Source organism: Ruegeria sp. CI1 (genome assembly GCF_056536925.1).
On the sequence record NZ_JBQFQP010000006.1, the window covers coordinates 69646 to 94132 of the forward strand.

A 24487-nucleotide genomic window follows, 5' to 3' on the forward strand; every position below is an offset into this window, starting at 1 on the left:
CGATGTTCGATACAGAAAAATCCACCGCCTCCGCCTGGTTCCGTCAACTGCGCGACGAAATCGTCGCCGCCTTTGAACAACTGGAAGACAATCATGACTCCGGCCCGTTTTCGGACGCTGACCCGGGTCGCTTCGAAGTCACGGAAACCAAACGCCACTCAGACGACGGAACGGATGCCGGCGGCGGGCTGATGTCGGTCATGCGCGGTGGGCGCGTGTTTGAGAAAGTGGGTGTCAACGTCTCGACGGTGTATGGCACCTTGGGCGAACGCGCGCAGAGCGCCATGGCCGCACGCAAGGGCATTCCGGGGATGAAGGACGATCCGCGCTTCTGGGCCTCGGGTATCAGCCTTGTCGCGCATCTGCAGAACCCGCATGTTCCGGCGGTGCACATGAACACCCGCATGTTCTGGACACCGCATGCCTGGTGGTTCGGCGGCGGGTCCGACCTGAACCCCTGCATCGAGTATGACGAAGATACCGCACATTTCCACGGCACCCAGAAATCCTTCCTCGACCCGCATGGCGTGGGCCACTATCCACGCCTCAAGGACTGGGCGGACGAGTACTTCTATATCCCGCACCGCAAGCGCGCGCGGGGTGTCGGCGGTATCTTCATGGATGATTATTGCACCGACGACTGGCAGGCCGATTTGGCCCTGACACAGGATATCGGCCGGGCTTTTCTACCTGCCTTCGTGCCTCTGGTGGAGAAGCGCAGGGTGCAGGGTTTCACCGACGCAGACAAGAACATCCAACTGATTCACCGCGGGCTTTATGCGGAATACAACCTGGTTTACGACCGCGGCACCAAGTTCGGGCTGGAAACCGGCCATGATCCCGATGCCGTGCTGATGAGCTTGCCACCGCTGGCAAAATGGGTCTGAGCGTTACCGCAGCCACAAATCGTCGGTAAGGTTGTCGTAGCAGTATCCCTGCGCCATCGATGCGGACAGGTTGTCGCCCACGCGCTTGACGGTCAGGGAATAGCCCGGCGTCGTATCCGCGCCCTCCGGGGCCTGCAGCGAGAACTGAACGCCTTTCTTGCCCGGCTGCGACACCGACGGCCCGACCGCATTCCACAAATAGATGCGCTCGTTACCCTTCAGCCTGAGTACCCGGATGCCGTAATCACCCGCACCGCACCAGTAATCCCTTGGGGCCGAGCCGAAGTAATTGACGACTTCGAACACGCCATTGCCGATCGGCGTGACCTCGGATCGGTTCCAGGCGCGGAATGCCAACGCCATTCCCGGGGCTACAATCAGGGCGGTCAGAACGCCCACCTTAACCAACTGTTTCATCCGTATCTCCAGTTTCAATACCCGTGATCCATGAAAAGCATAGCGCATTGTTTCGCGCCGCCCACACTGAAACACGCAAGTGTCAAGTCTCGACACCGCGACTTCAATCTGCACCTTTCAGGATACGCCCTCCCACATCTTCCGGGGCAATCGCCACAGTTTTGATGATTGCATGGCATTCGCTCCCAACTCCTAGCCCAAGGGCCGCCACGGATCGCCGTGTGACACGGGCAAGCACTGTCCCGGCATCGGTCGCGACCGAAACGATTGCCCCCGGCCCTTCACCCGCGCGGATACCCGTGACCGTGCCGGGCAGGACATTGAGCGCCGACAATCCCTCTGGCTTGTGGTTGGCCAGGATCACCTCTTGCGCCGCAATCCGAACTCGCAGGCTTTCGCCGATCCTGTGCGGGATGCGCGGCAGAAACAGGCGGTTCTCACCAGCCTGCAGCTCGGTCAACCCGTCATCATGATGTGTCACGACATTGGCTTGCAGGATTGCCCCGACGGCGCGAATACCCGCAGGCGCGACCGCCGGGTCGGACAGGACTTCGGATGCGGGGCCATGCCGGGCGACACGCCCGTCTTGCAACGCGACCACCGAAGTCGCCAGACGCGCCACTTCGGCGGCAGAGTGGGTGACATACAGAATCGGGATTGAAACCTCGTCCCTGAGCCGTTCGAAATAGGGCAGGATTTCCGCCTTGCGCGCGTCGTCCAGCGCCGCCAACGGCTCATCCGCCAGGATCAGCCGGGGGCCGGCCAACAGGGCACGCCCGATGGCAACGCGCTGCTTCTCGCCCCCGGACAGGTCCGTTGGCCTGCGATCCAGCAGGTGGCCGACACCAAGCATCCCGACCACCTTGTCCTCGCTTTCAAATCGGGTTCCGCGCGGGGCAAACCAGCGACCGTAGGCCAGGTTCTGGCGCACGGTGAGATGCGGAAACAGTCGGCCTTCCTGAAATATATAGCCAAGCCTGCGCCGGTGTGGCGACAGCCACCGCTTCTGTTGCGTGTCAAACAGAACCCAGTCACCCACCGCAACCCGACCCATCTCTGGCCTCAACAACCCGGCCACCGCGTTGACAACCGTGGTCTTGCCCGACCCCGACCGCCCGAACAGAACCGTGACGCCGGGCGGCGCATCAAAGGAAACGTCCAGTTCCATCTCGGGTAACTGGTGCCGGATATGCACCGACAACGTCATGTTCCGGCCACCCGCGCCGCCGCACGCCTGCCGACATATTCCGACAACAGCAAGGCGCCCATCGCGATCCCGATGGAAACCAGCACAAGCCGCGTTGCCGCAGGCTCGCCACCTGGCACCTGCAGAAAGGCGTAAACAGCCGATGGCAACGTCTGGGTCTGGCCGGGGATGTTCGACACAAAGGTGATGGTTGCGCCAAATTCCCCCATCGCCTTGGCAAAGGCCAGTATCGCCCCCGCAATGATACCCGGAAAGATCATCGGCAGCGTCACCGTGGCGAACACCATAAACCGGTTGGCGCCCAGCGTTGCCCCGGCCTGTTCCAGCTTGGGGTCGACCGCCTCGATCGACAGACGGATGGCGCGCACCATCAGCGGAAAGGCCATGATCCCCGCCGCCAGCGCCGCCCCGGTCCAACGAAAGGCAAAGACGATACCGATCTGTTGCAAGGCGCTGCCCAGCGGCCCTTGGGTGCCGAACGTCAACAACAGCAGATACCCCGTGACCACCGGCGGCAGGATCAGCGGCAGGTGAACCAGACCGTTGACGATGTGCCGCCCGGGAAACCGCCACCGGGCAAGAGCATACGCCACGAATATTCCCAACGGCAAAGCCACCGCTGTCGCCCAAAGCGACACTTTGAGCGACAGTATCAGCGCAGTCCATTCCTGTGGACCCAGCCAACCCATATTCCTATCCCTCCAGCAGGGCGAACCCCTGCGCGACAAAGATGCGGCGAGCTTCGTCCCGCCGCAGATAAGCAAGGAACCTTCGGGCAGCGTCCGAGCCTTTTGCAGTCACCGCAGCCGGATAGACGATTTGTGAATGTGAAGCGGCAGGAAAGTGGCCCAGAACCTGAACCCGATCGTCCGCTGCGGCGTCAGTCGCATAGACCACGCCCAAAGGCGCTGCGCCCACCGCCACCAGCGCCAACGCGGCCCGAACATTGTCGGATTGCGCTATACGGTCTGCGACGCCGTCCCACAAACCAAGATACTGCAGCGCCGCCTTGCCATAGACGCCTGCGGGCACCGCGTCCACCAAAGCCATTGCTAGGTGTCCGCCCGCCAACTGATCGCCCAAAGGATAGTCCGGTCCGATCTCGACGGGCGGTTCGCCGGTCGGTGGCCCGATCAGAACAAGACTGTTGCCCAACAGATCCACCCGGGTTTCCGGGTCGATGAACCCTTCCACCTCTAATAAGTCCATCCAGGCGACATTGGCCGAAAGAAAGACCTGTGCCGGGGCGCCAAGCTGTATCTGGCGCGCCAGAACCGAGGACCCTGCAAAAGAGAGGGTAATCGTATGTCCACTTTGCGCCGAATACTCTGCCGCGATGTCATCCAAAGCTGACTTGAGACTGGCCGCTGCAAAAACCAGAACCTCCTCGCCGCGCGCTGGGGTGGCCAGCGAAGCGCATATTCCAAGCGCCGCGATCCAGGTTCGGCAAACGCGAGAGAAAGTCGTGTTCATAGGTCAAAAACTCGTTATGTTCTTTCGGGAATATCGGAGCTTCATCTGCATGGGCAACCCCTATTTTTCCACCTCCCGTTCGCGCAGCATCTCGCACAGCTTTTCGATATGTGGATGCGCGGCCTGCCGCGCATCGTGTTCGAGCGCGCGATAGGCAGCCAGGACCTTACGCCCCGTCTGCGTCAGCTCGGCCCCGCCACGATTGGCCCCACCGCGCGTGCTTAGCACGACAGGTTCGGCAAACATCGCATTCATAGTCTCAACCAGTTGCCAGGCCCGCTTGTAGCTCATACTCATTTCGCGCCCCGCCGCCGCAATGGACCCGGTGCACGCGATATGTTCCAGCAATTCCGCCTTGCCAGGTCCGATCATCTCGTCCGGGCTGAACACGACGCGCAATCGGAAGCGGGGATCGGGAAAGCGGTTTGTCATAGCGCGATTGTGCTTGGACAGGGTGCAGAGTTCAACGGTACATCTGACTATGAACCCGGTGGCGGTCAATCATATGCGCAATGGCTGCCGACACGCCTGCTGATCCACGCTGTCGCGGTTTTCCGAATACCGCAACGTCACGCAATACAGCTTTGATCGACTTCAGTGATCGCGCATCGGCCGATTTGCGCCAATGTCTGGTGAAGCTCAGTCTGAAGCACAGCTGCAAACTGCTTGAGGCCAGATTCGCCGCTGGCCGCGATTGCATAAAGCAGGGGCCGTCCGAAGAAAACGAAATCCGCGCCCGAGGCATAGGCTTTGACAATGTCTTCTCCCGACCGCAGGCCGCTATCGAAGAACAGCGGGAACTCCGACCCGATGGCCTCGCGAATTTCGCGCAACGCGTCAAGTGCACCCGGCGCGCTTTCCATCTGTCGGCCGCCGTGGTTGGAAACCTGTACCGCATCGACGCCTTCGTTCCGCAATCGCAAGGCATCTTCGGGGTCCATCACACCCTTGACCACCAGATTGCCCTGCCATTCCTGACGCAACCGCCTCAGATAGTCCCAATCGGCCGCCGCACGGCTGGCGTCCCGGTCAAAAGTCCCGAAAGGTCCGCCAAAATTCGCCAGTTCCGGACGGCCCTTGAAAAGGGTGCTCAGCGACCAGCGCGGATGCAGCGCAAAATCGATGAATTGGCGCGGACCCAGACGGAAGGGCATCTTGAACCCATTGCGCAGATCCTTGGGCCGCCGCCCCACCTCAGGCACGTCCACGGTCAGAACCAGCGTCTGGTAACCCGCAGCGCGCGCACGAGGGATCAGACGCCAGGAATCTTCGCCATAGTACAATTGCAGCCAGGCCTGCCCTTGCGCCTGCTCCTGGATCTGTTCGAGGCTGGTCGAGGCCAGCGTTGAAACCACATGCGGTATGCGCAGTCGCGCAGCCAACCGGGCCAGCATCAGATCCGCCCCATGCCCAGCCAGATTGCACATGCCCATTGGACTGATCCCGAAGGCTTGCCCGCACTCCTTATCTAGGACCACGTGATTCAGACTTCGTCGCTGCACGTTGCGAAGCACTCGCGGGCGTAACTGAACCCGGTCCAGCGCCGCGCGATTGCGCCGCGCGCCCTGCTCTTGGCCTGCGGCACCGTCGATATAATCGAACACCATCCAAGGCAGCCGTCGGCGTGCCAACCGGCGCGCGTCTTCGGCGCAATGGATGGCGTTTGTCGCCATCAGGCCTGAACGGCCTTCATGAAACGGTCGCGGATGACCACCGGGTCCATGGTGATGACAGGCATCTTGGCGTTGCCGCTTTCGCATTTGCACACGATGACGGTCTTGCGCCCGGCATCCAGAGCCTGCTGCAACACTGCTCCGGTCTCTTCTGCGCGGCACTCGATCACGGTCTCGCACCCCGCCTCGCGGGCCATTCCCGCCAGCGAGGTCCGCTGCCCGGCATAGGTCGGCTGATCCCCGGTCGAGCCATAGGACCCGTTGTCGATGATCAGCAGGATATAGTTGTCGGCCTGATGGTTACCGATGGTGGGCAACGTGCCCAGATTGGTCAGAACCGATCCGTCACCGTCGATCACGATCACCGGCTTGGGCTGCGCCAGTGCCAGCCCGAACCCGATCGACGAGGCCAGACCCATCGTGCCAAGCATGTAGAAATTGGTCGGCTGGTCGTCGATGGCGTGCAACTCCTGGCTGGGGATGCCGATATTGCAGATCACCAGATGGTCACGAATGATCGGGGCGATTTCCCGCAGAATTTCAGAACGGATCATTGGTCGCCGTAGCCTCCCCAGAAATTGGCGTCGGTCAGGACCGCCACCGGCTTGTTGCACATGAAGGTGTATTTCAGGATGTTGTCCAGTTCCCCAACATCCCGCTGATTGTGGAAATGGTAGGTGGGGATGTTAAGTTGCGCCAGAAGCGCCTTGGTATGCACGGCCATCTCGACCTGGCAGGCCACCGGCTCGCGCAACTCGCCGCGATAGGAGATCAGCATCGGCAGGGGCATCCGATAGTACTGGATCAGCGTGGCCAGCGTGTTGATGGTTACGCCAATCGCGGTGTTCTGCATGATGATGGCCGGACGCTTGCCGCCCATCCAGGCACCGGCACACAACCCCATGCCCTCGTCTTCCTTGTTCGAGGGGATGTGTAGGATATCATCGCGCCGATCGATTTCGGCAATGACCCCGGCCAGTTGCTTGCACGGCACCGTGGTGACGAACGAAATGTCGTTCGCGACCAGAGTATCGGTGATCTGTTTGTCTATGTTCATATCCGAGTTCTAGATCCTGAATGATGCGCCCTGGGCGCGATTGACGGGTTTAGGATTGGCGGTGCACATGCACGGCACAGGGTGCATGCCGAACGACGCGCGATGCGGTCGAGCCCAGAAAATAGTCGCTGAGCCCCGGTTTGTGCGAGCCTACAATGATACAGTCGATCTCGTTTTCGGTGGCATAATCGATGATGGCACGAGCCGAATGCCCCCTGACAATAACGGGATGAACGCCGTCAAGGCCCTCGACCTTGTCCACAAGCAGGTTGCGCGCATGGCGAAACGCCTCTTCGACCACGGATTTGTCCAGATAGCTGCTGACGGAACCCTGCGGCGCTTCATAGACATGCAATGCAATGATCTCACCACTTCCGCCGGAAAGGGCCTGGGCCACTTCCAGCGTGTGCTGCGAGATGCCGTGATCCAGCGCCATCGGGACAAGAACTTTTTTGTACATGGTTGCCTCCATTGTTGCCGGGTCTACGCCCACGGTGTCAGGACGATCTTTGGTGCGGCGACCGTACCGGCACGCAAATCGCGAAACGCTTGCGCCCCATCTGACAACGCCCGTTCTTCAAACCAGTCGAGTTGCCCAAGGCGCCCATCAAAGATCGCCTGCGCGGTCTGGCGAAAATCCTCGCTCGTATAGGTATAAGTGCCGATGAAGGTTATTTCCTGCAAGGTCATTCGGCGCACATCCAGCCCGCCCGTGTCCTCGCCCAGCCCGACATGCACGATCACCCCTCCCGGCGCAACGCGGGCTGACGCGCTGTCTCGGGTCGCCGCATATCCGACAGCGTCTATGACAAGCGGAAACGAACCGATCACACTGTCTACCAGTTTCAGTGACCGAAGCTGTTCCAGAAACCCTCGCCTGTGCGCATTCGGTTCGACAATGGTCACGTCATCAACCCCGATCGCCTTGAGCGCCAATGCCGCCGCAACGCCAATGGCCCCGCCACCAATTACCAGCGCACGCCTGTCCATCGCAGGATGCAGGGCCTCAACCCCCAACCTGACCGCATGCCAACTCACTGCGAGCGGCTCGGCCAGCGCGGCCCGGGATAACGGCACGTCATCCGGCACCTTGATCAGATTGGCCTCCGGCATGGTGACATATTGCGCAAACGCCCCCTCACGCGGGGGCATCGAGATGATTTGACGTTCCGGGCACAGATTTTCGCGACCAGACACGCAGGCAAGGCAACGGCCACAGACCACAAGCGGATTGATCGTCACGCGCGTCCCGTCCATGGTCCCGCCGACGACAACTCCCGCCGCCTCGTGCCCCAATATCAGCGGCGCCGGACGCCGGGCGTCGTGACCGAGATACGCATGCATGTCCGAGCCACAGATGCCGACGGCCTCGACCCGGATCAGGTGCTCGCCCAGGACGGGAACGGCATCGGGCACTTCCTCATAAGCCAGCCGTTCTACACCCTCGTAAACCAGCGCTTTCATTTTGCCGTGAACCCCCCGTCGACCATCAAAACCTGCCCCGTGACATAGTCAGACGCCCTTGAGCACAAAAACAGGATTGGACCGTCGATATCCTCCAACCGCCCATTGCGCCGGATGCAGGTTTGCGCGGCATTGCGGGCAGCCCGTTCGGGATCGTCGAATACGGCTTGCGTCAGTTCCGTCGGAAAGAACCCCGGCCCGATTGCGTTGGCGGTGATGCCGAAAGGCGACCATGCCTCGGCCATGGCCCGTGTCAGCTGGCCGATCCCGGCTTTGGTCGCGCCATAGGCGATGCCGCCCGGAAAGGCCCTCGTGGTCTGCAACGACGCGAAGTTCACGATGCGGCCCCAGCCGCGTTCCTTCATTACAGGCACCATCGCCCGGCTCAAAAAGAACGGCGCGCTGAGGTTCAGTGCAAGGGTCGCATCCCAACCTTCGTCCGTGACCTCATCGGCGGCTTCGCGCGAATTCAACCCGGCCGCGTGGACAATGATGTCCGGCGCGCCGAACGGGGCGGATATCCGTTCGACCAGCGCGTCTGTCGCGGCCCGGTCGGCCACATCCCCGACCATTGTGGCGACGCTGTCGCCAACCTCGTCACGCAGCTGCGCCAAGGCCCCGGCGCGTCGAGCGACGCCGATTACCCGAGCCCCGGCGGCGGCCAGAACAATCACCGCCCTCCGCCCCAGACCCGAGCTTGCGCCGGTGACGCAGGCAACCCGTCCCGTCAGGTCAAAAAGCGCGCGCGGATCATCCATCGGCGGTCAGATCGAACTGTTCGTCGGGAAAATACTTGGCAAGTCGCACATCGGCAGCCCGTGCATGCCCCTCCATCCCCTCCAGGCGGGAGATGCGGGCAGTGGCCAATGCAATCGGCTTGGACCCCTCACGCGTCGCCCGCTGCCATGTCACGATCTTCATGTATTTGTGCACGCTCAGCCCACCAGTATAGCTCGCAGCGCCAGACGTGGGCAGCACATGGTTGGTGCCCGTGGCCTTGTCGCCGTAGGACACGGTGGTTTCCTCGCCCAGAAACAGCGAGCCATAGCAGGTCAGCCGGTTCAACCACCAATCCAGATCATCGGCCTGTACCGTCAGATGTTCGGGCGCATATTCGTCAGAACAGGCGGCCATTTCCTCGCGGTCCGAACAGACGATCACTTCGGCATAGTCACGCCACGCAGCAAAAGCATTGTCACGGTTCAGTTCAGGAAGATCGTCGATCAATGCCGGAACCAGTTCCATGACCTTCTGCGCCAGATCCCGGTCATCGGTCACCAGCCAGACGGGTGAGTTGTATCCATGTTCGGCCTGGCTTACCAAATCGGTTGCAACGACATGCGCATCCGAGGTCGAGTCCGCCAGAATCAGACTGTCGGTCGGGCCTGCGATCATGTCGATGCCGACCTTGCCATACAGAATACGCTTGGCCTCGGCGACAAACTGATTGCCCGGCCCCACGAGGATATTGGCGCGCGGCAGGCCGAACAGGCCATAAGTCATCGCGGCGACCCCCTGAACGCCCCCCATTGCAAGGATGCTGTCGGCACCACAGATATGCGCCGCGTAAACGATTGCGGGCGCGACCCCCTCACCCGGGCGCGGAGGGGAACAGGCGGTGATATGCCGGCACCCGGCCACCTTCGCCGTCGTGACGGTCATGATCGCGCTGGCGATGTGACTGTAACGCCCGCCCGGCACATAGCAGCCCGCCGCATCCACCGGGATCGCTTTCTGACCGGCGATGAACCCCGGCACGATTTCCATCTGCACATCAGACACGGTTGCCTTTTGCGTTTCCGCAAACCGGCGTACGTTGTCATGGGCAAAGCGGATGTCCGCCTTGAGCTTTTCGGGAACCAGCGCACAGGCGGCCTCGATCTCCTTGGCGCTCATCAGGACATTGCCTTCGTATTTGTCGAACTTGGCCGCGTATTCCATGGCCTTGGCGTCCCGGCCTGCCTCGATGTCGGCAAGAATGGTCTTGACCGTGTCATGAACCTCCGACGCATGCGATTGCGCGGTCAGGGTTGCCTTTTTCAGATAGTCACGAGGCATATTCAGCAGATCCTATTGGTAGATTTCAGGAAGCAATGTAGTCGAAACCGCCGGAACATAAGCGATCAGAATGACCACGATCAGCATGGTAAGAACGAAGGGCACGGCACGGGCGGCGATCTTGAGGATCGACTCGCCGGTTATGCCCGAGACGACGAACAGGTTCAGACCCAAAGGCGGCGTGATGAACCCGACACCCAGCGCGGTAATCATCATGATGCAGAATTGAATTTCGTTCATTCCGATATTGTCCGCCAACGGTTTCAGGATGGGCGCGAGGATCACGATATTCGGCGTCGTCTCCATGACGCAACCGGCAGCAATCAAGATGCCGATCATCAGAAGGATCAAAAGATAGGGGTCATCGGTCAGCGACGTGATCGAGGCGACAAAGCCCTGCGGCACACCCATGATAGCAAGCGCTTCGGCCAATGGGGCCGAAAACGCAATGATCGGCAGGATCACCCCGTTCACCTTGGCCGAACTGACCAGCATCGACGGGAAATCAGCCAGCGTCAGCGTACGCAGGATGAAACCCATGATAATGGTGACGACCACCGCGGTCGCTCCGGCCTCGGTCGGCGTCAGGCGACCCGAGAAGATGCCGTAGAAGATAATCCCCGGCACGATGAAGGCGTACCAACCTGACCTGAGAGCCTTGCCCAGATTGGCCAGCCACTCGCCCATGGTCATCAACCCGCCCCCTTCATAGGCGTATAGGCGGTTCATGATGATGTTGGTGATCAGGATAGACACCAGAATGGCAAGACCGGGAATGAGCGCGGCCAGAAACAGGGTCGATGCGGAAATCCCCAGCACAAGGCCGATGATGATATAGGCAATGGACGGCGGGATCAGAATGCCGGTACAGGCCCCTGCGGCAACCAGCGCACACGCATAGGGGCGCGGATAGCCGCTTTCGACCAACCGGTTGATGGTCATGCGGCCCACGGCGGCTGCACCCGCCGCGTCAGAGCCCGAGATGGCGGCAAACATGCCGCAGACCAGAACCGTGGCCGAGCCGAAACCACCCTTGGCGAAACAGGTCAGCGCCTCGGCCACGTCCAGAAACTTGCGTGACAACCCGGTCCTGACCAGTACGTCACCGGTCAGGATGAACAGCGGAACGGCGGTCAGCGCAAACGCGTCGATGCCGGTGAACAGGCTCTCGCCAACAAGGCTGAGCGGCAAGTCACCTGACATCACCAGCATCACGATTGCCGCCGAACCAATCGCGGCCCAGACCGGTACGGCCAAGGCGATGAGGCCGACAAACATGATAACCGGCAGATAGAAATCCCAGCCCAGTTCGACGGATTGATTGAGGGAATTCCAAAGCATCGCAGGTCTCCTCAATCAAACAGCTTGTCGCCTTCAAAGACGGGGGTGCCGTCTCGAAGGGATTTCACGTCGCGCATCAGGGATTGGATCAGCCGCCAGATCATCAGCGCAAAACCGGTTGGAACCGCCATCAGGAACCAGACCTTTGACACGCGCAGGCCATCGGTCACCGATCCGAACTTGGCAGACACGTGAACGGCCTCGTAAGACCAGTATAGCGCGATCACGGCGACGACGAACATCACCAGATCGCCAAATATATACAGCAACGCTTTGGGGCGCGGCCCGAGATAGTGCATGACCACGTCAATGCGGATATGCGCCCGCTCCTTGACGGCGGCAGCCGCGCCAATCCAGGCAAGATAGATGAAGGAATAGCGAACGATTTCCTCGCCCCAGATCGAAGAGAACGCGAAAATCTCGCGCCGCAGAACCTCGATGGCCATCGTGATCACCAGCATCACATAGAACACAAGCAGCAGCCAGCGTTCTGCATTTCGGTCTAAGTTCTGAAGAACGGTCATTTTCCCCTCGGCGTCAAAACGGTCACGCGCAGGCATTCTGCAAGACGTTGCTGTGGGCCACGCTTTTGAAGCTCTCGGCGGACACCCGTTCGGTGCCCGCCGAATTTGTATCAGGCGTCGTGAACGTAGTATTTGCCCTGTGTACCAGCCGCTTCGACCAGCTTTTCAAAGGCATCCATCGACCCCGCCAATTCCGTCTTGAACGGATCCCAATCGGCGTTCTGATAGCCGCCGGCATCCTGCCATTCCGCCAATTGATCTGCGCTGAGCGAGTGGAACTCGACTCCGGCCTTGTTCAACTCGGACATGGCATAGGCCCGCGCCGAGGGAACCTTGGACAGGTTCTGGTGGCTGGTCATCTCCGACCCCCACATGATGCCTTCCTGCACATCGGCAGGCATCGAGTTGAACCATTCCAGGTTACAGGAATAGACCTGACTGTCCGGCACTGCCTGTGTAAAGGTCACATGGCTCAGAATGTCCTTGAAACCAAAAACATACAGCGCCCCAACGGACGGATCGAGCGCATCCGCGACACCCTGCTTGATGGCCGAAGGTGTTTCGCCCCACGCAACCGGGGTCGGGTTGGCGCCTACCATCCGGTAGTATTGTTGCAGCATCTTCGACCCCGGCACGCGGAACTTGATGCCGCTCATGTCACCCGGGGTCATGACTGCGTTACCGCCCTGACGCACCGCGACGACACGCGGGTCGATCACCACATAGAACAGTGCCTTGAACCCGGCCGCCTCGACCTTGGGGTGAACTTCGTTCTTCCATGTGTCGGAATGCACCAGATTGGTAAAGCGCTGGTTCGAACCGCACAAATAAGGCATGTTGATCAGATCGACGGTCGAGGCAAAGGGCGCGAAGTTCGACAACGAATGCTGCGCCGCCTGAATCGTGCCGCCCTGCACCTTTTGCACCAGCGCGCCGCCCGCGCCCAACTGGCCGCCGGGTGCCAGTTTGACATACACCTTGCCGTTCGTCGCGTTCTGGATGTTCTCTTTGAGGTCCAGTTGCATGATCGGATAGCTGCGCGAGGCTCCCAGCACATAGGCTGTTGCCACGGTCATGACGTGATCGGCCGCATTTTCCCGCTCGCGCTCCTCTTTCGCGGTCTGCGCGGCCGCTTCGGATGACCAAAGCATCCCACCGGCACCTGCGACCAGCGCGGCGGTGAAAGCGCCGCTGGCACTAAGTTTCAGGAAATTGCGGCGCTCTGCGGATGCAAGCTCGTTTCTGTCGTTGTTCATATTATGCCCTCCCATTGGAAAATTCGGCCCCATCTCAACCGCCATTCTTGGCGTCGCGGTCGGCCTCCTTCTTCAGAATTGCGACAACGAACAGGATCGACGCCGCGAACAGAACCAACATCTCCCCTACATCCCCAAGAAATGCGCTGCCCGCAAAAGCACCCAAAGCCACGTTCGCAAAATAGATGGCAAACACGATAATGGACGCTGCAAGAAACATTTCCCGGTCTCCCTGTAGAATCGGCTCTTACCTATTTGTAAGCGCTTACATGACAAATGCAAGCGCTTACATTGTGACTTCCATCCACTCATCAAACCGTCTAGACTTTGGCAAAAGCGAATTGTGAGTTCGAGAATGACAAAACTTCGGTCCGCGCCAACCCTGGATGATGTAGCCAGGAAAGCGGGCGTTTCGACTGCGACCGTGTCGAGGTGCCTCAACGATCCGCAACGCGTCGTCGAGGCGACGCGCAAACGCGTCATGTCGGCGGTCGAGGTCTTGGGATACACACCGAATTTTGCCGCACGCGTCATGGCGGCTAAGAGGTCGTTCACGATCGGCGCGATCATTCCCACGATGGAAAACGCGATCTTTGCTAGGGGGCTGCAGGCGTTTCAGGAAGAGATTCACCAGCGCGGCTATACCCTGCTTGTTGCAAGTTCCGCCTACAAACCCGAGGTCGAGGAAGAGCAGATCAGAAATCTGGTCGCCCGTGGCGCTGATGGGCTGTTGCTCATCGGCCATGATCGCGACCCACGCATCTACGACTATCTCGACCGTCAGAAGGTCCCCGCGATGGTTGCCTGGTCCTTCATTCCGGGCAAGCGTGTTCCTTCCATCGGATTTGACAATCGCGAAGCGATGATGGCACTGGCGAACGCGGTGATCGGTCAGGGGCACACGCGCCTGGCGACGATTTCGGCCATCAGTAAAGGCAACGACCGCGCCCGGTTGAGGATCGAGGGCATCAGGGACGCCATGACAAAAAACGGCCTGTCCCCCGACGCATTGTCGATCATCGAAACACCATACGAAATCGAAAATGGGGCCGCAGCCTTCAGCAGGTTGATGTCCCGCGCCCCACGCCCGACAGCAGTCTTGTGCGGTAACGACGTTCTTGCCGTAGGCGCGCTGCGCCAGGCCGAAAAGATGGGCCTGCGTGTGCCCGAAGATATATCGATCACCGGGTTCGACGATATCGAGTTGGCCCGGATTGTTCATCCGGGCCTTACGACATTGCATGTCCCGCATCGCGAGATGGGTCGTAGGGCAGCGATCGAGTTGATCAACATGATCGAAACCGCAGCGCCTGGCCAATCCATCCAGCTTCAAACCGAAATCGTGACCCGCGGTTCGCTGTCCCGGCCAATGTGACCCACGTGGGATTGACGGGGCCCTGCCCGGTTTGTCCCAGCCCGGGCGCGTGCCACATCCGGCGCGCTGGGCAGTTCGGCATTCCCTTTTTCGCAACCCGCCTGAAAGTCGGGTAGCTTGCTGTTGGTCATGCCCGCGCTGTCCGTGCAAGGAATGCCATGGCGTTGCCCCATCTGCGCGCTGACGGCCATCCGCACGCCCAGTTCGGCGCGGCCACCCGAACAGCGCAGGATGACCGGGGTGCAGCAGATTGACATAAACCAGCTCGGCCAGAGCCTCGGCAGTTTGCTGCGCTGTGCCGGTCCTTCTTCAGAGTGTATCTTCTTAAGAGACAGGGTTCGCGCAACGGTTGACAGTAAAAGTTCCTGCAAGGCAATGGCAGGGTTTGACAAACAGCTTGGACGGGGTGGATCGGTCACCTTGCACCTGACCCGAAATGGAGCGTCAGCTCAAGGCGATTGTCAAGTTGCCGACTGCAAAACATCGGGATAGTCGACCCCGAGTTGACCTGTTTCAAACCGGTTCAGGTTCTTGCGCCACGTCCGGTCCGGCCAGATCAGTTCCACGGACAGATCGCAGGGGTGATAGGCGGCTGTGTAGAGGGTGCCAAATCCCCTGTTGAATGCCAGCGAATACAGCGGGGGCTTGAGGAACGACCCGATGAACTTCTCTTTCGTTTCCGGATGCAGCGTCAACCGCTGAAGCAGAAACCGCTCCCGTTCGACTGAGGCCGTCAAACGCGCGTGGCTGGACCATTCAACGCGCTCCTGATGGTTGGTGGCGACTGCCACTCTGGTAATGATGGTGGGGCGATCTGGAGCAAGGTAGGCGGTGAAGTAATTCCTGTCGCGATCCAGAACCGTCACGTTGTAGGTCATGTGACAGGGAACCCGCGTCAGAACCTCTTTTGCCTCATCGATGGTCGAGCAAACTTGCAAAAGGTATCTGAGGATGAGGGGCACGCCAAAGCCGTCGCCAACAGCACGGCGTCCGCCAAAGGTCAGCGAAACGGTGAGGCCCGCGTCGTTGATCCCGTCGAGCAGACCGAACAGCCCATCCGAAGTGCCCATCACCTGACGACCGTTCCAGACGGTTTTGAGAAATACCCCGTCAAATGCCGACGGGTTGTAATCGTAGTTGCGGACCAAGAGCGGTTCCTTGCCCTGCCAGATCGCCTGACTGCAACCGGCCAGATAGCGTGGCGGGCAATAGAAACTCAGGAACCGCGATTCCAGATCACCGCCCCCAGCGGCAGCGCACAACCGGTCGTAGAGTCCGACGATTTCGGGCATGTGAGTTTGCAAGGCCCGGCGGCATTCCGCATAGGTGGGGCGACCGGACAGGCCTTCGCCCGCCCACCAATTGAGATAGGCCTTTCTGTATTCGGAAAAGAGCCCGGTCAGTTTCTGGCCGGGCTGTGTTTCCTCCACGGCGCGGAATGTCAGTTTCATGCGCCCTACATAATCTTAAATGCCGGATCCTCAAAGGCCTGCGCAGAGGGCAGCGGGCGGGCGGAATAGGCGTTCTTGATTCCGTCGATCCAGCGCTTCGATTTCTCGGTCAGTTTGAAGCCTTTGGTCATCGAGCGCCCCCTGGTCACAAGGATGCCGAGATCCGCGCCCTCATAGCGGTAATCGCCCACATTCGAGATACGCAGGAAGAACGCTTCATCCTCGCTTTCGACCGCGCGGCGGTGGTAATCGAACCGATTGAACACGACCTGACCGTCCGGCAGCATCTTGTAAATGCCGGATTGGGGGGCATGGGTGACAATATCCACGGTGTCCTCGGTATGCTTGATCACCATCTGTGACCAGGAATCGATCATGTCTGGATCCGCCCAGCGGGCGTTCAATTCCTCCACGTCCAGCTTGAACGGTTTTTTCGAGAACTCGAGCAGATGGAAGATGAACAGTGGCGCATCCGCATGGGCAAAGGCCGCGTGGTTGGTCATCGAAGAGGCGCCGGTGATGCGCGGGTTCAGCTCGCCCAGCCAGATGTCGCCTGTTTTCTTGTCGATCAGGAAGTCCAGTTCGAAATAGCCGCGATAGCCTTCCTTGCGCAGCTGTTCGCCGAACTTGAAGGTCAGCTCGCGCGCCTTCTCGCGGGTTTTTGGCGGGAAGGCGGTGGAGAAGATTTCGTTGCCGCACCAGCCGCCTCGATAGGGCGTCAGTTCCTTGAACCCGACAAGCTCGGTCATCAGTGGGCCGACGATGGTGCCTTCGGCGGTGCAGCACGCTTCGATCGCCGAGCCGCGGCAGTCGATCCGCTTCATAATCTTGATTTCGCCCTGGCCGACGATCTCATGCTCGTGCTTGCGAAAATCGGCCTCGGACTTGATAAAGAATGTGGTGTGGCCTGAATCCCCGAACGCGCTTTGCAGCACCAGATCGTCGCCCAGATCCGCCTTCTTGCAGATCTTCTTGAGGTGGTCGTAGCTGTCCACCCTGGACAGTGTGTTGGGCACCGAGGGGACGCCGGCCTTGTTGCCGACACGGACGGTTTCGATCTTGTTGTCCATCTTGGTGCGCAGTTTTGCCTTGGGAAACCAGACCTCGCCGCCGATTTCCTTGGCAAGTTTCTCGGTTTTCTCGTCGAACATCAGGAACACGAATTTCGGCTTGCCGCCGCGTGATTTGACGTAGTCGATGACTTCCTTGTGCTGCAGCAGGTAGTTGTTGATATCCTCGATCGACTGGAACTCGTCATGCGGCAGTTCCGACGGAACCAGCACGTTCGGGTGACGGCCGTCGAAACAGTCCATGTAACAGATGTATTTGAAATTCTTCACCCACTCATCAAGCCCAAGAAGATTGAAATTGGTTGCTGAGACAAAATAGATCGGGTCCGAATTGGTGTGAAAGTACCGGCGGATTTCCGAAATATTGTTCAGAACTTTCTTCGGCATGTGTCTTCTCCCCTTTGAAATTATTGTTTTGGGCCGACTGTTATTTCTTGACTGATTGCAGAGCCTCTTTGGTGAACACCCGCAGGCCCAGATCGGCGCGGTAGCCATGGATTTCGCTGACATCCAGCGCCCGCATGAATGACAGGATTTCCGGGCTGATGACCTGACCCGGCACCAGTATCGGAAAGCCGGGCGGATAGGGTATGATGAAGCTTGACGACACCAGTTCCTCGCCGGATTCCAGGCGCTTCAACAGGGTGTCGTCGGTCGGGATGTAATCGCAGTTGTCCTCGTTATAGGCGAGGAAGAAGGCAGTACGGATGTCGCCTTCGGGCGTATCCTTGCCTGTGCGGAACGCGTCGTGGAAACGGCTGAAATCCGGTAGCGGCGGGACATGCTCGACCAGCGCTGCCACCCGGTTTTCGAACGAGCGCCGCTCCATCTTGGACGCGTCATCAAGCAACTCGTCCAGATCGTTTGCAATCTCGACCAGTACCTCGATCAGATAGGCGACCGAAGAACGTGTCGTGCCGATATTGGTCATGAACAGCACCGTATTGCGGGACGTCTTGTTGATCTGGATCCCGTATTTGTCCATCAAGATCTTGGTCTTGAACGTATCGCCGTCCCATCCGGTTCCGCCGACGGCCAGAGTGATGCGCGTCGGGTCCAGTACGAACTCGTCCTGGCTCCACATATTCCAGGTGTCGGCCCATCCGTGATCCGGGTCGTAATAGGCTTCCACTCCGCTTTCGCGAAACCGCTCGGGGATCATGTCGCCGGCAGTCAGGATGCGAAAATACTTGTTCAGGAGCGGATTGTCGGAGATTGCGCGGCGGATCGACATCGCGGTTTCGATCTGCTTCTGAACGAACTCGAACCCCTCCAGTTCGACCTGCCGCCGCCCGACATCCAGCGAGGCGATGATCTGGTAGTTCGGCGAGGTCGAGGTGTGGGTCATGTAGGCTTCGTGAAAGGACTGTTCGACCTCGCCCTTGAAGTCCTGATCGTTGACATGGATCATCGAGCCCTGACGGAGCGATGTCAGCGTTTTGTGGGTCGATTGGGTGGCATAGACCCGGACCCGCGCGTCGGGCGGCGGTACAAGACGCGTATCGAGCAATTGATCTTCGGTTGCGCCTTTGAGCGCTTGCTGCTGCGCTTCCCATGCGTCGGCGGTTTCCTGACTGCGCAACGTTTGTCTGAGCGTGTTGGCAACCCCCATTGCCGTGCGTTGGCGGTAGGTGGGGTCAAAGCGCGCAAAGCCAAACCAGGCCTCGTCCCAAAGAAAGATCATGTCTTTCTTGATTGCGAGGCATTCTTCCATGACGCGTTGCACGTTATAGACCACGCCGTCAAATGTGCAGTTGGTCAGCAACACCATTCTGACCTGATCCAGCTTTCCGGCGGCCTTGAGTTGCAGGAGGGTGTGTTTGATTTCCCGCAGCGGTACCGCGCCGTACATCGAGTGCTCATGCAGCGGGTAGCTGTCCATGTAGACAACGTTGGCCCCGGCCAGAACCATGCCGTAATGGTGCGATTTGTGGCAGTCGCGGTCGACCAGCACGATGTCGCCGGGCCGGACTACCGACTGCACCACGATCTTGTTGCAGGTCGAGGTGCCGTTGGTGGCAAAGAATGTATGTTTCGCCCCGAATGCCCGCGCCGCCATGTCCTGCGCTTCCTTGATCGGGCCGCGTGGCTCGAGCAGGCTGTCGAGGCCGCCGGAGGTCGCGGAAGTTTCGGCAAGGAAGATGTTCGAGCCGTAAAACGCCCCCATGTCCTGAATCCAGTGCGAGCGGCTGATCGACTTGCCACGGCTGATCGGCATGGCATGGAACACGCCCGTGGGCTGTTTGGAATACTCTTTCAACGCGGTGAAAAAGGGCGTCTTGTAACGGCGGTCCACCCCCCGCAGGATATTGAGGTGCAGCTCCTGAAAATCTTCCTGATTGTAGAACACGCGGCGGCACCGGCCGAGGTCCAGACCGGCAATATCCTCGGCTGACCGGTCGGTGACCAGATAGGCATCCAGTTCGGGGCGAATTTTCTCGATCAGCCGGCAGGCCTCGGGACCGTATTCATGTGGCTCGATCTCGTCCACGGCTTCGCCTTCGCTGACGCGAGTCAGGTATTGGCTGAGAATCGGCAACTCATTCTTGGACTTGAGCGACAACCCCGGACGTACCACCACGGCCTGAACATTGTGGTTGAACAGAACGCCAATCAGCGCGTCTTCGAGCGAGGGTACGATCACTGGCTCGTAAATGAACTGATCTTCGACACGGCGCATGCGCTGCAGGTTCTGCCGCAGGAACCGTTCCTGAGGTTCGGACACGTCATCTACGATCAGAACCTCGAAATAGGGACGCCCCAGCGCCCGTGCTTCGGGGGCCAGCGAAGCTTCATCCTCGTAATCCTCATTGTCGATCTCGTCAGAAGACAATGGAATCGAGCGACGCCGGTAGGCGCCCGACGTCAGCGCCCTGGCGATCCGCCGGACTGATACGGACAGATCGTCAGAATTGCCATGCAGCAGAAGCCTGCGCAGGTGATCGAATGCGTGTATGCCGGGAAAGGCCCAGTATCGTTCGACCGGTGCAAGGACATCCAGCAGATGCTCTGCGGTGTTCATGAGCTTCTGGTTTTGGCGGCCCTCTTTGCGGTGTCGGACGAGGCCTTCGGCGGCCTCCCGCAATGCGCTCCACCTGTCCGCGCGCAGTTGGGTCGCGCTGTAGTAATCCCGGATCGACGGCAGCTTCTTCTTCCGCGAGTGCAAGTTCAAAACCTGCCTCCTTTTCTGTCGCGTCAGGACCTGCGCCGCCTTCCAGTCCGGTTAATCTGAACCCGTCTTTCCAGGAAAGACGGTAAAATTATGCGGCGAACGTAAGTTCTGCTCCAAATTCTCCAGGGAGCTTCTGGGGTCGGAGGTCTGAAGCCCGCGTGATGACCCTTGTCCGGGGGTTTCCAGCGGCCCTAGTGTCTTGAGATATGCGTCTGCGCCGCTGGTGCGGTCGTAGACGGTGAATTCGGCTTCGCGGTCGCGGAAGCTTTTTAATACCTGACCAAGCCCCTTGAGACCGGTTTCACGCTGACGCCGCACCTGGTCGAGGTCTATTTCGATGGGGAACATATCCTCTTGTCCCGCAGATTGGTGCAGTACGGTTGCCGAGGGGTCGACCACCAGAGAGCGCCCGACACCGCCCGCGCTGAGCCCGTTGACGTCGAAGACATAACATTGGAATTGCGCCGCCGTGGCGCGGGCAATGGACAGTTCCGCCTCCCGGTCGGTGGTGCCGGTCAGCACCGGATGCAACAGCACCTCGACACCCTGACTTGTCAGTTGCCGTGTGGTTTCGGGAAACCAGATATCATAGCAGATCGACAAGCCGAAGCGGCCTACCTCTGGAACATCGAACACACAGAATTCGGTTCCGGCGGAAATTCCGGTCTCATACGGACGGAATGGGAACATCTTGGAGTATTTGGCGACGATTTCGCCTTGGGGGTTGATCACGACGGAGGTGTTGAAGATCCGGCCGTCCTCGGCTTTTTCGAACATCGATCCGGGGATCAGCCAGATACCGAACCGATGCGCGTCTTCCTGAAACTGTGACAAGGCATCGTTCGGAAACGGCTGCGCAAAACGGTCCAGCGGGCCGTAAGGTGCCAATTCGGAAAACAGCACCATCTGCGTCCAGGGGAAACGAGCCATCAGAATTTCAATTCGGTGACGCATGGCCTCTACATTCGAGTGAAGCGCGGCGACATGCATCTGAACACCAGCAATGGCGAAAGGTGTCATATGGGGAGAAACTCCAAAATAATCTGTTAATCCCAGTCTATGACCCCTTTTTTGCATTGGCTAGAGCGTTTCTCAGATCCAATCCATCGGTGCCGCTTGGTCATTATTTGGGCTTCTGCGGGGATCGCCTTGCAAGTTCTGTTTCAAGGCTGGGTGCGCCCCCGACCGCCGGAATGATTGAATGTACTGTCTTGTGGCCTCGCCTGATGCGCCATTGCCGCAATCGTCCCCCGAGAATTTTCACTGACAGTCCTGTCAAATACTGTGGTAAATTTGCCTGACGGCAGTGTATCGGAGGGAAACCACATGGGCCGGTTTGATGGCAGCGTCGTGCTGGTTACCGGCGCGGCAAGCGGGATCGGTTTGGCGACCGCTGTCGAGTTTGCGGCAGAAGGCGCGGTCCTTGTCGCTACCGACATCAACAAGGATGGCTTGGATAAGGCGCTTGCCGACAGCGTTTCTGCAGGTCTGCCAATCGAGACGCTATGGCAGGACACCACCGACCCCGACGGCTGGGATGCCCTGATCAAGGACGTGATCAGCCGCCACGGACACCTGGATGTTCTTTTCAACAATGCCGGCGGTGGCCACATGGTCAGGATCGACGAAACGACTCTGGAACAGTGGCGACACGTCACAGCGGTCAATTTCGATGGCGTGTTCTTCGGGATGCAGGCCGCAATTCGTGCAATGAGAGACCGCGGAGGCGCAATCATCAACAACTCGTCCATCGCCGCTTTGATCGGGGAACCGCTGCTTGCCGCCTACAGCGCGACAAAGGGCGGGGTGAGGGCCGCGACCAAGGCCGCTGCCGTCGATTGCGCCCGTCGCGGTTGGCCGATCCGCATCAATTCGATTCATGCCGGCTATACCGATACGCCGTTGGTGCATTCAGCGGTTGCAAGCCTCGGTGACGATGCCGAGGCATTCGTCGCCGCAACCATCGCCAAGATACCGATGGGTCGGCTGGCCCAGCCCCGCGAGATTGCGCGTGCCGTCTTGTTCCTTGCCAGCGATGACGCCTCGTACATGACGGGTGCCGAGTTGGTCGTGGATGGCGGGTTTGTCGCCGAGTAGGCATGTCGGATCGTCCCGGGCGCCCAGAGAGCAAGATTTCGTCGTGCGAATTTGCCTCTGGCGGACGACACAGACCTGAGGAGGGCCGGAATGCGCGAGCGAATGTTCACAATTCGGCGCACCGAGCGTTTCGACGCACCGGTTGATGCCCTGTGGAACGCGGTTGCGGACACCGAAAGACTGAACATTGTCGCCGGCACGGGGTTTACTCCCTACGTCGCCGAGGACGCGATCGGATCGGACGGTCGGACCCTGAGGCGCTGTTCGAAGCGCATGGGCCCATTCGTTTTACGGTGGGAGGAACGGTTCGGTCAGTGGGTCGACAGGCGCTTTGTCGAGATGGAGCGGTTTTTCTTCAACGGCCCCTACAAGGAATTGTCGGTCAGGATCAGTTTTTCGGGGGAAGGCACAGATGCGCAGGTGGATTTCGATTACACCGCCCGATGGGACAATTTATTGGGAGAGGCCCTGTTTCGATTGGGGTTTCTTCACCTGATCACTCGGGAATTGCCAGCTGCGACGCACAAGCTGATGTTGGAGCCATCAAAAGTGGACGCAATTGCAGAGCGCCGGGCCGCAGCCGCAAAAGCCACGGCCGAGGCTCCGCCAGACAGGCTCGCGACGGTCAAACAGCACCTTGAAGATGAGCAGGCACATACGCATGGGCTGACTTCGCGATTGATGAAGTACCTCGACAGTTCTGATCCTATCGAGGTTCGCCGCATGCGCCCGCTGGCATTGGCGAAGGCTTGGGGCGCGCGCCCGTCTGACGTGGTCGACCTGATGCTGGCAGCGCATCGGGCCGGTCTGCTGGCACTGCGCTGGGAGGTCATGTGTCCGCGGTGCCGTGGTGGAAAATCGCAAAGCCTGCTGCTTTCGAACGTACCGCGGGAGGTGCATTGCACCTCTTGCAACATCGACTATGAGCGCGACTTTGCCCGGAATGTCGAGTTGGTGTTCGCGCCATCGCCCTGGTATCAGGTGCCGGCGACCGAAGCATTCTGCATTCAATCCGCCGTGGCCACTTCGCACGTCAAGATTCAATGCGATGTTGGTGCGCTTGGCGAACGAACCGAACAGGTCTTTTTGCGGGACGGGCGTTACCGCATACGCACGATCGAGCCGGGGCCGATGACGGAAATAGAGATCTTCGGCGGCGTGATTCCGGAGATAGTGATCGAAGAAGACCGGTTGATACTAGGCGACCCAGCTCCGCAAGGGTTCGTTCACGCCATCAACAAATGTGAGAATCCTCGTTGCCTGGTGATCGAGACGACCGAGTGGTCCAGAAACGCGCTGTCGGTGCCAACCGTCATCGGCATGCGGGCATTTCGCGAGTTGTGCCCGGAGCAATTGCTCCGCCCTGGCGACGAGGTGGAGATCGGCTGGACCGGCATCCTGTTTACAGACCTGAAAGGCTCGACCGCCCTGTTCGAGCAGGTTGGTGACAGCCGTGCCTATGCGATGGTTCGCAACCATTTTGCCTTTCTCGAAGAACGAATTGCGCGTCATGACGGTGCGTTGGTCAAGACCATTGGTGATGCGGTGATGGCGACATTTCCGAGTGGCGAGGCGGCGCTTTGCGCGGCGCTCGACATGCAGGACGAGGTAGGAATATTCAATCGCAACCACGATCTGGCGCCAATTGAACTCAAGATCGGGGTGCACGAGGGCGCATGCGTCGCCGTCACCTCAAATGGTGTATTGGATTATTTTGGCGCTGCCGTGAATTTAGCCGCGCGATTGCAGGCGCAGGCAGATGGCGGAGAGATCGTTTTGTCGATGGCGATCTCGGCTTCGGGTGAGGCACCCGCCCATCTTGCGGCTCGCAGCGCGACAGAAGATCGGGCCTTGCTGGGCGGTTTTGCGGAACCGGTGCGGTTCGTTCGGGTAAAAGGAACAGGGGCTGCAGATAGTTCGGATGCAAGAGGTTAGGCGTTGTATTGCCATACGATTTTCGCGCCA

General features: G+C 59.6%; 25 protein-coding genes. 4 read left to right on the top strand and 21 right to left on the bottom strand.

Annotated features, from left to right (window positions below; genetic code table 11):
* The first annotated feature begins 2 nt into the window (after positions 1 to 2).
* On the top strand, positions 3 to 887 hold the full coding sequence (gene hemF / locus ACR0LZ_RS08615) for an oxygen-dependent coproporphyrinogen oxidase (protein WP_480749388.1): 885 nt from the start codon (positions 3 to 5) through the stop codon (positions 885 to 887).
* Positions 888 to 890: 3 nt separating this feature from the next.
* Here the strand turns inward: hemF and ACR0LZ_RS08620 are convergent, their stop codons facing one another.
* From ACR0LZ_RS08620 to ACR0LZ_RS08695, 16 genes are all read right to left on the bottom strand, one after another.
* Positions 891 to 1304, bottom strand: a complete 414-nt coding sequence (locus ACR0LZ_RS08620) for a hypothetical protein (protein WP_480749389.1) — start codon at positions 1302 to 1304, stop codon at positions 891 to 893.
* A gap of 103 nt (positions 1305 to 1407) precedes the next feature.
* The gene (gene modC / locus ACR0LZ_RS08625; RefSeq protein ID WP_480749390.1) at positions 1408 to 2511 is read right to left on the bottom strand and encodes a molybdenum ABC transporter ATP-binding protein; all 1104 of its coding nucleotides are present in this window, start codon (positions 2509 to 2511) and stop codon (positions 1408 to 1410) included.
* Complete coding sequence (gene modB / locus ACR0LZ_RS08630) at positions 2508 to 3200, bottom strand: molybdate ABC transporter permease subunit (RefSeq protein WP_480749391.1); 693 nt, start codon at positions 3198 to 3200, stop codon at positions 2508 to 2510. The genes modC and modB overlap by 4 nt, the downstream gene beginning before the upstream one ends.
* Positions 3201 to 3204: 4 nt before the next feature.
* Positions 3205 to 3984, bottom strand: a complete 780-nt coding sequence (gene modA / locus ACR0LZ_RS08635; protein WP_480749392.1) for a molybdate ABC transporter substrate-binding protein — start codon at positions 3982 to 3984, stop codon at positions 3205 to 3207.
* Positions 3985 to 4044: 60 nt separating this feature from the next.
* Positions 4045 to 4416, bottom strand: coding sequence for a winged helix-turn-helix domain-containing protein (locus ACR0LZ_RS08640; RefSeq protein ID WP_480749393.1), 372 nt, complete (start codon positions 4414 to 4416; stop codon positions 4045 to 4047).
* Between the two features lie 137 nt (positions 4417 to 4553).
* Entirely contained in the window at positions 4554 to 5657 is a 1104-nt protein-coding gene (locus tag ACR0LZ_RS08645; RefSeq protein ID WP_480749394.1) for an alpha-hydroxy acid oxidase, read from the bottom strand.
* The gene (gene comE / locus ACR0LZ_RS08650) at positions 5657 to 6211 is read right to left on the bottom strand and encodes a sulfopyruvate decarboxylase subunit beta (RefSeq protein WP_480749395.1); all 555 of its coding nucleotides are present in this window, start codon (positions 6209 to 6211) and stop codon (positions 5657 to 5659) included. Before comE ends, ACR0LZ_RS08645 begins: the two co-directional genes overlap by 1 nt.
* Complete coding sequence (gene comD / locus ACR0LZ_RS08655; RefSeq protein ID WP_480749396.1) at positions 6208 to 6714, bottom strand: sulfopyruvate decarboxylase subunit alpha; 507 nt, start codon at positions 6712 to 6714, stop codon at positions 6208 to 6210. The genes comE and comD overlap by 4 nt, the downstream gene beginning before the upstream one ends.
* 49 nt (positions 6715 to 6763) lie before the next feature.
* The gene (locus ACR0LZ_RS08660; RefSeq protein ID WP_480749397.1) at positions 6764 to 7174 is read right to left on the bottom strand and encodes a universal stress protein; all 411 of its coding nucleotides are present in this window, start codon (positions 7172 to 7174) and stop codon (positions 6764 to 6766) included.
* Between the two features lie 23 nt (positions 7175 to 7197).
* The gene (locus ACR0LZ_RS08665) at positions 7198 to 8178 is read right to left on the bottom strand and encodes an alcohol dehydrogenase catalytic domain-containing protein (protein WP_480749398.1); all 981 of its coding nucleotides are present in this window, start codon (positions 8176 to 8178) and stop codon (positions 7198 to 7200) included.
* Entirely contained in the window at positions 8175 to 8936 is a 762-nt protein-coding gene (locus ACR0LZ_RS08670; RefSeq protein ID WP_480749399.1) for an SDR family NAD(P)-dependent oxidoreductase, read from the bottom strand. Before ACR0LZ_RS08670 ends, ACR0LZ_RS08665 begins: the two co-directional genes overlap by 4 nt.
* Positions 8929 to 10236: a histidinol dehydrogenase gene (gene hisD / locus ACR0LZ_RS08675; RefSeq protein ID WP_480749400.1), complete on the bottom strand. Its 1308-nt coding sequence runs from the start codon at positions 10234 to 10236 to the stop codon at positions 8929 to 8931. The genes ACR0LZ_RS08670 and hisD overlap by 8 nt, the downstream gene beginning before the upstream one ends.
* 12 nt (positions 10237 to 10248) lie before the next feature.
* Positions 10249 to 11577: a TRAP transporter large permease gene (locus ACR0LZ_RS08680; protein WP_480749401.1), complete on the bottom strand. Its 1329-nt coding sequence runs from the start codon at positions 11575 to 11577 to the stop codon at positions 10249 to 10251.
* A gap of 11 nt (positions 11578 to 11588) precedes the next feature.
* Positions 11589 to 12101 (bottom strand): TRAP transporter small permease, encoded by a 513-nt coding sequence (locus tag ACR0LZ_RS08685; RefSeq protein WP_480749402.1) that lies wholly within the window; start codon positions 12099 to 12101, stop codon positions 11589 to 11591.
* A gap of 110 nt (positions 12102 to 12211) precedes the next feature.
* A complete protein-coding gene (locus tag ACR0LZ_RS08690; RefSeq protein WP_480749403.1) occupies positions 12212 to 13357 on the bottom strand; it encodes a TRAP transporter substrate-binding protein in 1146 nt (381 codons plus the stop codon).
* Between the two features lie 34 nt (positions 13358 to 13391).
* Entirely contained in the window at positions 13392 to 13577 is a 186-nt protein-coding gene (locus tag ACR0LZ_RS08695; RefSeq protein ID WP_480749404.1) for a hypothetical protein, read from the bottom strand.
* Positions 13578 to 13712: 135 nt separating this feature from the next.
* On the opposite strand from ACR0LZ_RS08695, the gene ACR0LZ_RS08700 reads away from it, so the two are divergent.
* Entirely contained in the window at positions 13713 to 14732 is a 1020-nt protein-coding gene (locus tag ACR0LZ_RS08700; protein WP_480749405.1) for a LacI family DNA-binding transcriptional regulator, read from the top strand.
* Here the strand turns inward: ACR0LZ_RS08700 and ACR0LZ_RS08705 are convergent.
* The 5 genes from ACR0LZ_RS08705 to ACR0LZ_RS08725 form a co-directional block, all read right to left on the bottom strand.
* Entirely contained in the window at positions 14687 to 14989 is a 303-nt protein-coding gene (locus tag ACR0LZ_RS08705) for a trimethylamine methyltransferase family protein (RefSeq protein ID WP_480749406.1), read from the bottom strand. The two genes, ACR0LZ_RS08700 and ACR0LZ_RS08705, sit on opposite strands and share 46 nt — an antisense overlap.
* A gap of 204 nt (positions 14990 to 15193) precedes the next feature.
* Complete coding sequence (locus ACR0LZ_RS08710; RefSeq protein ID WP_480749407.1) at positions 15194 to 16183, bottom strand: C45 family autoproteolytic acyltransferase/hydolase; 990 nt, start codon at positions 16181 to 16183, stop codon at positions 15194 to 15196.
* Positions 16184 to 16188: 5 nt separating this feature from the next.
* Positions 16189 to 17640, bottom strand: a complete 1452-nt coding sequence (locus tag ACR0LZ_RS08715; RefSeq protein WP_480749408.1) for a biotin carboxylase — start codon at positions 17638 to 17640, stop codon at positions 16189 to 16191.
* A 40-nt stretch (positions 17641 to 17680) separates the two neighbouring features.
* Positions 17681 to 20419 (bottom strand): aminotransferase class I/II-fold pyridoxal phosphate-dependent enzyme, encoded by a 2739-nt coding sequence (locus ACR0LZ_RS08720; protein ID WP_480749581.1) that lies wholly within the window; start codon positions 20417 to 20419, stop codon positions 17681 to 17683.
* 57 nt (positions 20420 to 20476) lie between these two features.
* Positions 20477 to 21445, bottom strand: coding sequence for a carbon-nitrogen hydrolase family protein (locus ACR0LZ_RS08725; RefSeq protein ID WP_480749409.1), 969 nt, complete (start codon positions 21443 to 21445; stop codon positions 20477 to 20479).
* Positions 21446 to 21751: 306 nt separating this feature from the next.
* On the opposite strand from ACR0LZ_RS08725, the gene ACR0LZ_RS08730 reads away from it, so the two are divergent.
* Complete coding sequence (locus ACR0LZ_RS08730) at positions 21752 to 22522, top strand: SDR family NAD(P)-dependent oxidoreductase (RefSeq protein WP_480749410.1); 771 nt, start codon at positions 21752 to 21754, stop codon at positions 22520 to 22522.
* A gap of 90 nt (positions 22523 to 22612) precedes the next feature.
* Complete coding sequence (locus tag ACR0LZ_RS08735; RefSeq protein ID WP_480749411.1) at positions 22613 to 24457, top strand: adenylate/guanylate cyclase domain-containing protein; 1845 nt, start codon at positions 22613 to 22615, stop codon at positions 24455 to 24457.
* Positions 24458 to 24487: the final 30 nt, after the last annotated feature.

Excerpts from the sequence above, each read along its gene's own strand:
- ACR0LZ_RS08705 (WP_480749406.1), bottom strand. The coding sequence starts at position 14,989 with ATGTCAATCTGCTGCACCCCGGTCATCCTGCGCTGTTCGGGTGGCCGC.
- ACR0LZ_RS08645 (WP_480749394.1), bottom strand. The coding sequence starts at position 5,657 with ATGGCGACAAACGCCATCCATTGCGCCGAAGACGCGCGCCGGTTGGCA.
- ACR0LZ_RS08690 (WP_480749403.1), bottom strand. The coding sequence starts at position 13,357 with ATGAACAACGACAGAAACGAGCTTGCATCCGCAGAGCGCCGCAATTTC.
- modA (WP_480749392.1), bottom strand. The coding sequence starts at position 3,984 with ATGAACACGACTTTCTCTCGCGTTTGCCGAACCTGGATCGCGGCGCTT.
- ACR0LZ_RS08695 (WP_480749404.1), bottom strand. The coding sequence starts at position 13,577 with ATGTTTCTTGCAGCGTCCATTATCGTGTTTGCCATCTATTTTGCGAAC.
- modC (WP_480749390.1), bottom strand. The coding sequence starts at position 2,511 with ATGACGTTGTCGGTGCATATCCGGCACCAGTTACCCGAGATGGAACTG.
- modB (WP_480749391.1), bottom strand. The coding sequence starts at position 3,200 with ATGGGTTGGCTGGGTCCACAGGAATGGACTGCGCTGATACTGTCGCTC.
- ACR0LZ_RS08685 (WP_480749402.1), bottom strand. The coding sequence starts at position 12,101 with ATGACCGTTCTTCAGAACTTAGACCGAAATGCAGAACGCTGGCTGCTG.
- ACR0LZ_RS08670 (WP_480749399.1), bottom strand. The coding sequence starts at position 8,936 with ATGGATGATCCGCGCGCGCTTTTTGACCTGACGGGACGGGTTGCCTGC.
- ACR0LZ_RS08725 (WP_480749409.1), bottom strand. The coding sequence starts at position 21,445 with ATGACACCTTTCGCCATTGCTGGTGTTCAGATGCATGTCGCCGCGCTT.
- hemF (WP_480749388.1), top strand. The coding sequence starts at position 3 with ATGTTCGATACAGAAAAATCCACCGCCTCCGCCTGGTTCCGTCAACTG.
- ACR0LZ_RS08735 (WP_480749411.1), top strand. The coding sequence starts at position 22,613 with ATGCGCGAGCGAATGTTCACAATTCGGCGCACCGAGCGTTTCGACGCA.
- ACR0LZ_RS08730 (WP_480749410.1), top strand. The coding sequence starts at position 21,752 with ATGGGCCGGTTTGATGGCAGCGTCGTGCTGGTTACCGGCGCGGCAAGC.
- ACR0LZ_RS08640 (WP_480749393.1), bottom strand. The coding sequence starts at position 4,416 with ATGACAAACCGCTTTCCCGATCCCCGCTTCCGATTGCGCGTCGTGTTC.
- ACR0LZ_RS08620 (WP_480749389.1), bottom strand. The coding sequence starts at position 1,304 with ATGAAACAGTTGGTTAAGGTGGGCGTTCTGACCGCCCTGATTGTAGCC.
- comD (WP_480749396.1), bottom strand. The coding sequence starts at position 6,714 with ATGAACATAGACAAACAGATCACCGATACTCTGGTCGCGAACGACATT.
- comE (WP_480749395.1), bottom strand. The coding sequence starts at position 6,211 with ATGATCCGTTCTGAAATTCTGCGGGAAATCGCCCCGATCATTCGTGAC.
- ACR0LZ_RS08680 (WP_480749401.1), bottom strand. The coding sequence starts at position 11,577 with ATGCTTTGGAATTCCCTCAATCAATCCGTCGAACTGGGCTGGGATTTC.
- ACR0LZ_RS08660 (WP_480749397.1), bottom strand. The coding sequence starts at position 7,174 with ATGTACAAAAAAGTTCTTGTCCCGATGGCGCTGGATCACGGCATCTCG.
- ACR0LZ_RS08665 (WP_480749398.1), bottom strand. The coding sequence starts at position 8,178 with ATGAAAGCGCTGGTTTACGAGGGTGTAGAACGGCTGGCTTATGAGGAA.
- hisD (WP_480749400.1), bottom strand. The coding sequence starts at position 10,236 with ATGCCTCGTGACTATCTGAAAAAGGCAACCCTGACCGCGCAATCGCAT.
- ACR0LZ_RS08715 (WP_480749408.1), bottom strand. The coding sequence starts at position 17,640 with ATGCCGAAGAAAGTTCTGAACAATATTTCGGAAATCCGCCGGTACTTT.
- ACR0LZ_RS08700 (WP_480749405.1), top strand. The coding sequence starts at position 13,713 with ATGACAAAACTTCGGTCCGCGCCAACCCTGGATGATGTAGCCAGGAAA.
- ACR0LZ_RS08710 (WP_480749407.1), bottom strand. The coding sequence starts at position 16,183 with ATGAAACTGACATTCCGCGCCGTGGAGGAAACACAGCCCGGCCAGAAA.